General features: G+C 58.0%; 8 protein-coding genes. 6 read left to right on the top strand and 2 right to left on the bottom strand.

The window, feature by feature from the left end; translation table 11 throughout:
- Positions 1–29: 29 nt before the first annotated feature.
- A complete protein-coding gene (locus tag BMZ66_RS00600) occupies positions 30–1,931 on the top strand; it encodes an ABC-F family ATP-binding cassette domain-containing protein (RefSeq protein WP_092668070.1) in 1,902 nt (633 codons plus the stop codon).
- A 664-nt stretch (positions 1,932–2,595) separates the two neighbouring features.
- Entirely contained in the window at positions 2,596–4,842 is a 2,247-nt protein-coding gene (katG, locus tag BMZ66_RS00595) for a catalase/peroxidase HPI (protein ID WP_092668069.1), read from the top strand.
- Positions 4,843–4,962: 120 nt separating this feature from the next.
- Here katG and BMZ66_RS00590 read toward each other — a convergent pair whose 3' ends face one another.
- Positions 4,963–5,424 (bottom strand): hypothetical protein, encoded by a 462-nt coding sequence (locus BMZ66_RS00590; RefSeq protein WP_143079994.1) that lies wholly within the window; start codon positions 5,422–5,424, stop codon positions 4,963–4,965.
- A gap of 432 nt (positions 5,425–5,856) precedes the next feature.
- Here BMZ66_RS00590 and BMZ66_RS00585 point away from each other — a divergent pair, with 432 nt between their 5' ends.
- The 4 genes from BMZ66_RS00585 (at position 5,857) to BMZ66_RS00570 (ending at position 10,852) form a co-directional block, all read left to right on the top strand.
- Positions 5,857–7,206: a type IX secretion system plug protein gene (locus BMZ66_RS00585; protein WP_092668067.1), complete on the top strand. Its 1,350-nt coding sequence runs from the start codon at positions 5,857–5,859 to the stop codon at positions 7,204–7,206.
- A 108-nt stretch (positions 7,207–7,314) separates the two neighbouring features.
- Positions 7,315–8,775, top strand: coding sequence for a M48 family metalloprotease (locus BMZ66_RS00580; protein WP_092668066.1), 1,461 nt, complete (start codon positions 7,315–7,317; stop codon positions 8,773–8,775).
- 114 nt (positions 8,776–8,889) lie between these two features.
- Complete coding sequence (locus BMZ66_RS00575; RefSeq protein ID WP_092668065.1) at positions 8,890–10,293, top strand: M48 family metalloprotease; 1,404 nt, start codon at positions 8,890–8,892, stop codon at positions 10,291–10,293.
- A 142-nt stretch (positions 10,294–10,435) separates the two neighbouring features.
- On the top strand, positions 10,436–10,852 hold the full coding sequence (locus BMZ66_RS00570) for a GxxExxY protein (RefSeq protein ID WP_234794928.1): 417 nt from the start codon (positions 10,436–10,438) through the stop codon (positions 10,850–10,852).
- Positions 10,853–10,956: 104 nt separating this feature from the next.
- Here BMZ66_RS00570 and ychF read toward each other — a convergent pair whose 3' ends face one another.
- Complete coding sequence (ychF, locus tag BMZ66_RS00565) at positions 10,957–12,057, bottom strand: redox-regulated ATPase YchF (RefSeq protein WP_092668063.1); 1,101 nt, start codon at positions 12,055–12,057, stop codon at positions 10,957–10,959.
- Positions 12,058–12,079 lie beyond the last annotated feature (22 nt).

Raw genomic sequence — 12,079 nt, 5'->3', positions numbered from 1 at the left:
TACCTTTGCCCCCCAATACCTCTGACCCGATGATTTCCATTTCCGACCTCGACTTCCACTTTGGCTCCCGCACGCTCTACGACAACGCTAGCCTGCACATCAAGCCCAAAGACAAAATCGGCCTCATTGGCCTCAACGGCACCGGCAAATCCACGCTGCTGCGCCTGCTGGTGGGCGAGTTCAAGGCCGACGGCGGCTCGATTTCGATGGCCAAAGACGTGAGCCTCGGCTTCCTCAACCAGGACCTGCTGAGCTATGACACCCACGAGAGCATCCTGCACGTGGCCATGGAAGCCTTCCAGGAGGCGTTGGAGCTGCAGAAAAAGATTGACGATATCCTGGTTCAGTTCGAAACCGATTATTCCGACGACCTTGTCGACAAGCTGGCCACCATGCAGGAGCGGTTTGAGGCCCTGGGCGGCTACACCATGCAGGCCCAGGCCGAGGAAATCCTCGAAGGCCTGGGCTTCAGCACCGAAGAGCTGCAGAAACCGCTGAAAACCTTTTCGGGCGGCTGGCGCATGCGCGTGATGCTGGCCAAAATCCTGCTGCAAAAGCCTTCCCTCCTGCTGCTCGACGAACCCACCAACCACTTGGACTTGCCCTCCATCAAGTGGATAGAAAACTACCTGGCCGACTACGAGGGCGCCGTTATCATCGTATCGCACGACCGGGCCTTCCTCGACCGTACCACCAACACCACCGTGGAAGTAACCGGCGGCAAGCTGGTGCCCTACGCCGGCAACTACTCTTACTACCTCGAAGAAAAAGAGGAGCGTAACATCATCCAGAAGGGCGCTTTTGAAAATCAGCAGTCCCAAATCCGGGCCGCCGAGCGGTTCATTGAGCGGTTCAAAGCGAAGGCCAGCAAGGCCAAGCAGGCCCAAAGCCGCGTGAAGGCCCTCGACAAGCTCGAGCGCATTGAGGACGTGGCGCAGGACGCGGCCAAAATCAACATGAAGTTCACCTTCAAAGTTGAGCCCGGCCGCCACATCCTCCGCATGGAGCACGTGACCAAGAAGTACGACCAGAAGCTGATTTTCCGCGACACGAACGTGCACATCGAGCGGGGCGACAAAATTGCCCTTATCGGCGCTAACGGCAAAGGCAAGTCGACGCTCATGCGCCTGGTGGCCGGCACCGAAGCTCCTACCGCCGGCAAGCACCAGCTGGGTCACAACGTCATCATGTCGTTCTACGCCCAGCACCAGCTCGAAAGCCTGACGCTCGACAACGAGATTCTGCAGGAGATGAGCGAAGCCGGCTCGAAGCGCAACGACATGGAGCTGCGCTCGGTACTGGGCTCCTTCCTGTTCACGGGCGAAGAGGTGTTCAAGAAAATCAAGGTGCTGAGCGGTGGCGAGAAAAGCCGCGTGGCCTTGGCCAAAACACTGATTTCGGAAGCCAACTTCCTGCTGCTCGACGAACCGACCAACCACTTGGACATGGTGTCGGTAAACATCCTGATTCAGGCCCTGGAGCAGTATCAGGGCACGTTCATCGTAATCAGTCACGACCGTTTCTTTGTGGAGAACGTGGCCACCAAAATCTGGTACATCGAAGATTTCCAGCTGAAGGAGTACCCCGGCACCTACGCCGAGTACGAACAGTGGCAGGAAGACCGCGAGAAGGCCGCCAAGAAAGCCGGGCTGCCCAGCCCGTCGGCTCCCAAGCCCCTGCCAGTAGAACAGCCCAAGGCCGTTTCGAACAACAGCAGCAATAACAACGACGCCAAAAAAGCCGCCAAAGAGTTGGCCGAAGTAGAGACGCGCATCACTGCGCTTGAAAAAGAGCTGGCCATTTACGAAGCTCAGCTCGCCGACCCCGGCATCTACTCCAATGCCTCGCAGCTGAAGGACACGACTATGAAATTTGAAGCAGTGAAAAAGGAGTTGGCGGCCCAAACCCAACGCTGGGAGCAGCTCGTGTAACGCTGGCGTTTTTAGCAGCTACTTTCAACTTGAAAACCGGCCTTGCTCCTTCGGGAACAGGGCCGGTTTTTCTGTTTATAGGCTTTGCTCAAATGTTTATTAGTGACCCGAAACGTCCGCTTCCACAATGTGAAGATGATACCTAGATAGAACTGGAGGTTGGTTTACACGCCGCTTTCAGTAGCGCGACCGTGCCCGGCAGGGACTTTGTAGTTCGCGTCCCAGAACGAGCTAGCGGCGCGGAGACGCGAACTACAAAGTCCCTGCCGGGCACGGTCGCGCTACTGACAGGCATGCATACCCCAAAACGGAGCTAAGTGATGATTTCGCGCTGACGACTATTAGCAGCCTGCCTGCTTCCTAATGCTATTCCAGAAACTGAACAATGGTAACGCGACCACTTGAACGTCTACTCCAACTGACAGCTAGTTGCGGCAATACAACTTCGAGGCAACTATAACCTGCGATTATAAACCCATAAATTAAATCAATTTTGATTATGGAAAGCGCGGCTGTAAGTTTGTTGCAATCCTCACCTTCCGAGCGAATTACAGCGCACGTCTCAGGAAGAATCAATTCAGCTGAGGAAGTAGACCATACTTCCGGAGCGCTTGATTTCTGGCTTCTAACCTTCGCAAAACAGTACAACCTAAATAACTTCACCATGCACGAGACGCAGAGCATTCCGGAAAACTCCATTCTTCACGACCTAAACGAGCCCGCAGCGCAGTGCCCGTTCAGCAGCGGCGCGCTGAAGCAAAGCGCCGGTGGTGGACGGCAAAACCGTGATTGGTGGCCCAACCAGCTGAAGCTGAATATCCTGCGCCAGCATGCGGCTTTCTCAAACCCGCTGGGTGGAAATTTTAACTACGCCGAGGAGTTCAAGAAGCTCGACCTTGCCGCCGTTAAGCAAGACCTGTTTGAGCTGATGACGACTTCGCAGGACTGGTGGCCGGCTGACTACGGCCACTACGGTCCGTTCTTCATTCGCCTGGCCTGGCACAGCGCCGGCACCTACCGCATCGGCGACGGCCGCGGTGGCAGCGGCTCGGGCGCCCAGCGCTTTGCGCCGCTCAACAGCTGGCCCGACAACGCCAACCTCGACAAGGCCCGCCTGCTGCTGTGGCCCATCAAACAGAAATATGGCCAGAAAATCTCCTGGGCTGACCTGATGGTGCTCGCCGGCAACTGCGCCCTGGAGTCGATGAATTTCAAAACCTTCGGCTTTGCCGGTGGCCGCGAAGACGTGTGGGAACCCGAGCAGGACATTTACTGGGGCCCCGAAACCGAGTGGCTCGGCGACAAGCGCTACACCGACGACCGCAAGCTGGACAACCCCCTCGGGGCCGTGCAGATGGGCCTCATCTACGTGAACCCGGAAGGCCCAAACAGCAAGCCCGACCCGGCGCTGTCGGCCCACGACATCCGCGAAACCTTCGGCCGCATGGCCATGAACGACGAAGAAACGGTAGCCCTGATTGCCGGCGGCCACACCTTCGGCAAAACCCACGGCGCCGCCGACCCCAGCAAGTACGTGGGCTCGGAGCCCGCCGGGGCCAGCATGGAAGAAATGGGCACGGGCTGGCGCAACAGCTACGGCCAGGGCCACGGCGGCGACACCATCACCAGCGGCCTCGAAGGCGCCTGGACCAGCACGCCCGCCAAGTGGAGCAACGACTACTTCGACAACCTCTTCGGTTTTGAGTGGGAGCTGACCAAGAGCCCCGCTGGCGCGCACCAGTGGCGCCCCGTGAACGGCGGCGGCGCCGGCACTATCCCCGATGCCCACGACCCAGCCAAAAAGCACGCCCCCTTCATGCTCACCACCGACCTCGCCCTGCGCGTAGACCCGGCCTATGAGGTGATTTCGCGCCGCTTCCACGAAAACCCCGACCAGTTTGCCGATGCTTTTGCCCGCGCCTGGTTCAAGCTGACCCACCGCGACATGGGCCCCAAAGAGCGCTACCTGGGCCCCGAAGTGCCCACCGAGGAACTGCTCTGGCAAGACCCGATTCCGGCCGTTACCCACGCCTTAATTGATGACCAGGACATTGCGGCCCTGAAAGAAAAAATCCAGGCTTCGGGCCTGTCGACCACCCAGCTGGTAACCACCGCTTGGGCGTCGGCCTCCACGTACCGCGACTCCGACAAGCGCGGCGGTACCAATGGCGGCCGCCTCCGCCTGGCGCCGCAGAAGTACTGGGAAGTAAACAACCCAGCCGAACTGTCGCCTGTGCTGCATGCGCTGGGAGGCATTCAGCAGCAGTTTAATCAGGCCCAGACCGGCGGCAAGCAGGTGTCTATGGCCGACCTGATTGTGCTGGCTGGCGGTGTCGGCGTAGAGCAAGCAGCGCAGCAGGCCGGGAAGCAAGTGACGGTTCCCTTCACCCCGGGCCGCACCGATGCCTCGCAGGAGCAAACTGATATCATGTCGTTTGCAGCCCTGGAGCCGGCAGCCGATGGCTTCCGCAACTACCTGAAGCCGCACCACAAAGCCGCGGCCGAAGAAATGCTAATTGACCGCGCCCAGCTCCTGACGCTGACCGCACCAGAGCTGACGGTACTGTTCGGCGGCTTGCGGGCCATCAACATCAACTACGACCAGTCGCAGCACGGCGTCTTCACCACCCGCCCAGGCGCGCTGACCAACGACTTCTTCGTGAACCTGCTCGACATGAGCACCACCTGGAGGTCCACGTCGGATGCGCAAACCACCTTCAAAGGCTACGACCGCAAGACCGGCGCCGTGAAGTGGACCGGCACCCGCGTCGACCTGATTTTTGGCTCAAACTCCGAGCTGCGCGCCCTGGCCGAAGTGTACGGCTGCTCGGATGCGCAGGAGAAGTTCGTAACTGACTTTGTAGCCGTGTGGACCAAGATGATGAACCTAGGTCGCTTTGACCTGGCTTAACAGATAAGCCGCCAACCGGCCGCACGTCGTTTTACCAACAAAAAAGGGGCCCCACGTGGGGCCCCTTTTTTGTTGGTAAAACGACGTGCGGCGCAAGCTACGGAACACCTTGCCTTGGCTTTAAATTTTATTCTCGGCGAGGTCTTTTGCTAGGCTTGAAATTTTAAGCTTCTTGTTTCGAATCACATAATGAACATCGGGCATGTTGTCAATTGACAACTGCCGGTGGTAATAATTGAGGTGTTCAAGCACTGCAAAAGCGTTTGCAAGCAGCGCCCACGCCAACAGGTTTTCGGCTTTAATCTCCCAATCAGCCACATACCATTGCACCACGCCCACGATTGGCATCAGCGCTACCAAAGCCAGATTGAGCCGCTTTGCTTGCTTAAAGAATTGCAGATTCTTCTCTTCTTCAATGTCTTTTCCGATGAGCCTGTGCAGCTTCAGCTTCCAATAATGCTGGCCTTGGACCAAAATAATGATGCAAGCCAGCAAGCCGTACAAAAGGAAAAAAACATTTCGAAAAGCATTGGCCCAAAGCAAATAGACCGCAATGACTGGGAATGTGAGGTACGCATGCATTCTCTCCATTGGGTAGTACCACCTCAGCCGGTTAACTAGCGCTTGCTTGCCCATTATTTACTTCTCCTGACCTTGAATTGATTTATTCTGCAGGTTCCTTGGTATTATGCAAGCGCACCTCCGCAAGTTCTGCCGGCATACAAGGCCTACACTGCAACCGGAGGCGAACTTTAGGGAATGGCGAACTTTAGGGAATTATACTTAAAGATGGCAGTTAGCACAAAATAAACTGATTAAATTCAACAAGCTCATAAGTGATAAACCTTATTCTTGCATGTAATCAGCGTAAGCCGACACAACCCCTAAAGCTTGGTTACTGCAGGATTGGGCACTGTCAGCCGATTTGTACAGGCCTTGGCAATAAGGACAAGGAAGCGGCGAGTGCCAGCGCATGGCTGAGACTAGCGTATTCTTCAGCCGTACTTTCGCAACATGCGCCTTCTCCTATCTGCTTCCCTCCTCCTTCTAGCTACCGCCTGCGTGCCCCTTGGCACTCCCATCACCGACCCCAACGCGGCCCGGGGCACCGCCGGCACCCAAAAACCGCCGGAATACTACGCCGACAAAACCCTGCGCTACCAGGACCACACATACTCCCCCGAGGTGCGCAGCGTGCAATGCTACGTGGCCACCGGCCAGGTCAACGAAGTGTTTCAGCCGCCGGTGGTGCCGCTGGGCCGCAGCCAGGCCATCACGCTGGAGTTCGATGTGCTGGGCGACCAAAGCCAACGCTTCACCGCCAAGCTCATTCACTGCGACCAGAACTGGCAGCCCTCGGTACTCACCGACCTGCAGTTTCTCAACGAGATAAACGAGTTTCTCATCACCGACTACCGCGTGGGCATCAATACCCGCGTGCCGTATTTCCACTACCGCATGCGGGCCCCGGGCGTGAAGCTGAGCGGCAACTACCTGCTGGTCGTGCAGAGCACTGGCGGCGTACCGGTGGTATCGCGGCGGCTGCTGGTGTATGAAAACCAGGTGCAGGTGGGCCTGAAGCCCGGCATTGTCATTGGCGGCGAGCAGCGCTACACCCTGCAGCAATTGGACTTTGGCATCAGCTACGCCAGCGTAAACCTCGTGAACCCAGCATCGGAAGTAAAAGTGGTGCTGCGCCAGAACTTCCGCTGGGACAATGCCAAGTACAACCTGCGCCCCACCTTTGTGCGCGATAACGAGCGCCGGCTCGAATACCAGTATTTCGGTTTCGAAAATGCCTTTCCCGGCCTGAGCGAATACCGGTTCTTCGACACCCGCTCGGTGCAGGCGGCCGGCATTGGCGTGCTCCGCATCGACCCGCAGACGACGCCCGTGACGGCGCTGCTGCAGCCCGAAGTGTCGCGCGCCAGCCAGAACTATACCCAGTACCAGGACGCCAACGGCCAGCGCGTATTCGAAAGCCGCGAGTTTGGCAACGGCGCCACCAACGCCGACTACGCCGAAGTCACCTTTCAGTTGAAGGCCGCCCAGCCTGCTCCTGGTCCGGTCTACGTGCTCGGCGCCCTCACCGATTGGCAGCTCAAAGACGAGTTTAAGCTGACTTATGACGAAGCCAAGCAGCTTTATACCGGCCGCGCCCTGCTCAAGCAAGGCTACTACAACTACAGCTTTGCCGTGGCCGGCACCGGGGCCAGCCGCACCGTGCCCAACGAAGTGTACTTCGAAGGCAGCCACCAAGAAACCGAAAACCAGTACGACCTGCTGGTGTATTACCGCCCCCCGGGAACCCGCGCCGACCTGCTGATTGGCTACCAAACCGTGACCATGAACAACCGCCAATAAGCGGGCGCTACAACCTGCTTGGTCCGGCTGCGTTTGTTAGCACATTCCAGCCACCGGCGAGCGGCGGGGCCAATTCCGGCTCCGCCCCCGGCAGCAACTCTTACCATCATGAAATCACGACTACACCTAAGCGTTGGGGCGGCTGCCGTGCTGCTGCTGAGCGGCTGCGCCACCAATCCCGTCACGGGCAAACGAGAAGTAAGCCTGGTATCGGAAGGCCAGGAAGTGGCCATGGGCGCGCAGTCGGACCCGGCTGTGACGGCCCAGTTCGGCTTGTACGAAGACCCCAAGATGCAGAAGTTCATCGACGAAAAGGGGCAGAAAATGGCCGCGGTGTCGCACCGCGCCAACCTAAAATACCAATTTCGAGTAGTTGACTCGCCGGTGATTAACGCCTTTGCCGTGCCCGGCGGCTACGTGTACTTCACGCGCGGCATCATGGCGCACTTCAACAACGAGGCGCAGTTTGCCGGCGTGCTCGGCCACGAGATTGGCCACGTAACGGCCCGACATTCGGCCCGGCAGCAAACCAAAGCCATTCTGGGCCAGGTGGGCCTAATGGGCGCCATGATAGCCTCGCCCCAGGTGGCGCAGTTTGGCGAGCAGGCCATGCAGGGCATGCAGCTGTTGTTTTTGAAATTTGGGCGCGACGACGAGCGGCAGTCCGACGAGCTGGGCGTGGAATATTCTTCCAAAATTGGCTACGACGCCAGCCAAATGGCTGACTTCTTCCAGACCCTTGCCCGGCAGCAGCAGACCTCCGGCAGCGAAGCCATCCCCGACTTTCTTTCCACCCACCCCAACCCCGAGGACCGCTACAACACCGTGCACAAGCTGGCCGACCAGTGGAAGCAGAAAAACGGCAGCCCCAAGCTGGCCGTTAACCGCGACCAGTACCTGCAGCTCATCGACGGCATGGTGTACGGCGAAGACCCCAAGCAGGGCTTCGTGGAAAATAGCATGTTCTACCATCCCGAGCTGAAGTTCCAAATGCCCGTGCCTACCGGCTGGAAGTCCCAGAACACGCCCCAGCAATTCCAGATGGCCGACCCCGCCGGCAAAGCCCTCCTCGTACTGATGACGGCGCCGGGCAGCACCGTAGAAGAAGCCGCGCAGGCCATTGCCAAGCAGCTCAGCCTGCAGCCCACCGATTCGCGCCGCACCACCATCAACGGTTTCCCGGCCCTGGTATTCGTGGCCGACCAGGTGCAGCAAAACCAGCAAACCGGTCAGCAAGTAGCGGGCGTGCGGGTGCTGGGTCACATCATTCAGGACGGCAAAACGATTTACGCCATCATGGGCGTGTCCGCCCCCGCCGACTTCCCCAACTACTCGCAGCAGTTCAGCAGCGTGGCCGAAGCCTTCCGCCGCCTCACCGATGCCGACAAGCTCAACCGCCAGCCCGAGCGCATCCGCATCAAGAAGCTGGCCCTGCGCAGCAACCTAGCCCAGGCCCTCACCACCAACGGCATACCCACGAAACGCCACGAGGAGCTGGCCATCCTCAACGGCATGGCGCTCAACGAGCAGCTCAACGCTGGCTCGTTCATAAAAGTCGTCGGAAAATAACTGGCATTATGTTGGTTTAGGTAGGCATAAGCTTGCCACGCAACCCTGTTTACTGGCGTGCGTTTGCAAGCTCAGCCCCCACAGCTCATGTGGTGTATATAGATTTTTTTCAATATGAACATCTCCTTTTTGCGCACGGGTGCCGCGCTGCTGTTGCCGCTGACTCTCATCAGCGCCATTCCCACCAGCACCAACCAAGGCTCCAAGCCCGACCCTCAGGTACTGGCCCAGTTCGGCCTGTACAACAACCCGACACTGCAACGCCTGATTGACACCAAAGGCCAGCAGATGAACAAGGTTTCGGACCGCCCCGGCGACTACGGCTTCACCATCGTGGATTCGCCGGTTATCAACGCCTTTGCCACGCCCGATGGCCACGTGTACTTCACGCGCGGCATCATGGCCCACTTCAACAGCGAGGCCCAGTTTGCCGGCGTGCTCGGCCACGAGCTTGGCCACATCACGGCCCGACACGGGCAGGCGCAGCAGCGCCGCTCTACTGCCGCGGGCATTGGCCTGCTGCTAGGCTCCATTGTGGCCCCGCGCGTGATGCAGTCGGTAGGAGGAATCGTGCAGCAAGGCGTTGGCCTGGGCATGCTTAAGTACGGCCGCGACGACGAGCGGGAGTCTGACCAGTTAGGTGTAAAATACTCCACCAAAATTGGCTACGACGCCAGCCAGATGGCCGATTTCTTCCAGACCCTGCAGCGCAACGAGCAGGCCAGCGGTGGCGGCGGCACACCCGGTTTTCTTTCCTCGCACCCCAACTCCGCCGACCGTTATGCCACGGTAAAAAACCTGGCGGCCCAGGCCAAGCAAAACGCTGGCGGTCAGCAGCTCACCGTGGGCCGCGATACTTACTTGCGCATGATTGACGGCCTGCCCTACGGCGAAGACCCGCGCCAGGGCTACGTGGAGGGAGGCGTATTCTACCATCCCGAACTCAAATTTCGGATGCCCATCCCCTCGGGCTGGAAGTCGCAGAACTCCCCTACCCAGTTCCAGATGGCGGAGCCTAACGGCAAAGCCCTGGTGGTGCTACTCCCGGCAGGCGGCAACTCGCTCGACGAGGCAGCCCAGGGCTTAGCCAAAGCCATTGGCCTGCAATCGGCCAACGCCCAGCGGACCACCATCAGCGGCTTCCCCGCCGTGGTGATGCAAGGCGACCAAGCTGCCCAACAAGGCCAGGCCGGTGCCCGGGTGCTGGCCCACGTCATTCAGGACGGCAGCAACTACTACGGCATCGTGGGCCTCACCACGGCTGCCGCATTCCAGACCTACTCCAACACCTTCAGCGGCGTGGCCCAAGGCTTCGCCCGCCTCACCGATGCGAGCAAACTGAACCGCACGTCGGAGAAAATCCGCATCAAAACCGCCTCTGGCAACCAGACGCTGGCCCAGGCCCTGAGCGCCAACGGCGTTCCAACCAACCGCCACGAAGAACTGGCCATCCTCAACGGCATGCAGCGCACCGACCGCTTGAGTTCGGGCATGCTGTTTAAGACCGTGGGCAAGTAGTTATCTGAACCACGGATTCGTGCGGATTTTTCGGATTTCACGGATTTTGTAGACGTTTCAATCAATCATTGAAACACAAAAAGGTCACTCAGTTGAGTGACCTTTTTTATTTGGGTTTCCACTTACTTTGTTGCTGAGCTGCATGCGTAGTTCAACCATTTTAATGCTGCTTGATACACGCTTTAATGAATTAACACGCAGCATAATTGGATGTGCTATGACCGTGCATCGAATGCTCGGAAACGGCTTTCAGGAAGTTATTTACCAACGCTGCCTTGCTGTAGAAATGGAGCAAGCTGGACTTCGTTTCGCGCGGGAGATTGAAATGCCAATTTTCTACAAGAATGTTGAGGTCGGTACCCGACGCGTCGACTTTTTGGTAGAAGAAAATGTGCTGGTAGAGCTGAAAGCTATTGCAGAGTTAAACCCTTCAAACTTTGCTCAAATCATCAACTATCTAGAAGCTTATCGCTTGGAAGTGGGATTGCTCATCAATTTTGGAGAAACCAGCTTAAAGCACAAGCGTTTCCTGAAAAACCAGCCTAGGCAAAAAACTTAAAATGATAAAGCAGCAAAAAGGCCGCTCGATTGAGCGGCCTTTTTTACTTTCAGCATCCGTCCACAAAATCCGTGAAATCCGAAAAATCCGCACGAATCCGTGGTTCAGACATTGAACCGGAAGTGCATGATGTCGCCGTCCTGCACCACGTAGTCCTTGCCTTCTACCGACATCTTACCCGCTTCCTTAATCTTCACCTCGGTCTTGTACTCCTGGTAGTCCGGCAGCTTAATAACCTCAGCGCGGATAAATCCTTTTTCAAAATCTGAGTGAATAACACCGGCTGCGGCCGGGGCTTTATCGCCGCGGTGAATGGTCCAAGCGCGTACTTCCTGCACGCCGGCGGTGAAGTAGGTAATCAGGTTCAACAGCTCGTAGCTGGCGCGAATGAGCTTGTTCAACCCAGACTCGGTGAGGCCATATTCGCCCAGGAACATGGCCTTTTCTTCGGGGTCTTCCATCTCGGCAATCTGCGCCTCGATGGCAGCCGATACCAGCACCACTTGGGCACCTTCGGCTTTCACGTGCTCGCGCAGGGCGGCCACGTGCTTGTTGCCATCGGTGGCAATGCTGGCCTCGTCCACGTTGGCCACGTAAATCACGGGCTTGATGGTGAGCAGCTGCAGGTCGGCTACGGCCTCCAGTTCTTCGGGCGTGGCCTGAATGGCGCGGGCGTTCTGGCCGTCTTCCAGCGCAGCTTTGAAGAGCTGCAGGGCTGCTACTTCTTTCTTGGCCACGGCGTCGCCGCCCTTGGCGCTGCGCTCCGACTTCACCAGCTTTTTATCAACGCTCTCCAAATCTTTGATTTGCAGTTCGGTATCGATAACGTCTTTGTCGAACACGGGGTCTACGCCGCCGGCTACGTGCACAATGTTGGGGTCGTCGAAGCAGCGCACCACATGGATAATGGCATCAACCTCGCGAATATTGGCCAGAAACTTGTTGCCCAGGCCTTCGCCTTTGCTGGCGCCTTTCACCAAGCCAGCGATGTCGACAAACTCGATAATGGTGGGCAGCACGCGCTTCGGGTTCACGAGTTCTTCCAGAATCTGGAGCCGCTCATCGGGCACGGTAATCACGCCCACGTTGGGCTCGATGGTGCAGAATGGGTAGTTGGCCGATTCGGCCTTGGCGTTCGAAAGCGCGTTGAAAAGAGTGGATTTACCGACGTTCGGCAAGCCGACGATACCGCAGCGGAGGCCCATGTGTGGGAGTAATTGAGTGACG

Origin of the sequence: Hymenobacter arizonensis (assembly GCF_900115775.1) — a bacterium.
Taxonomy (GTDB): domain Bacteria; phylum Bacteroidota; class Bacteroidia; order Cytophagales; family Hymenobacteraceae; genus Hymenobacter; species Hymenobacter arizonensis.
Note: the sequence above shows the minus strand (reverse complement) of the source record. Positions and strands in the feature narration are given on the sequence as shown.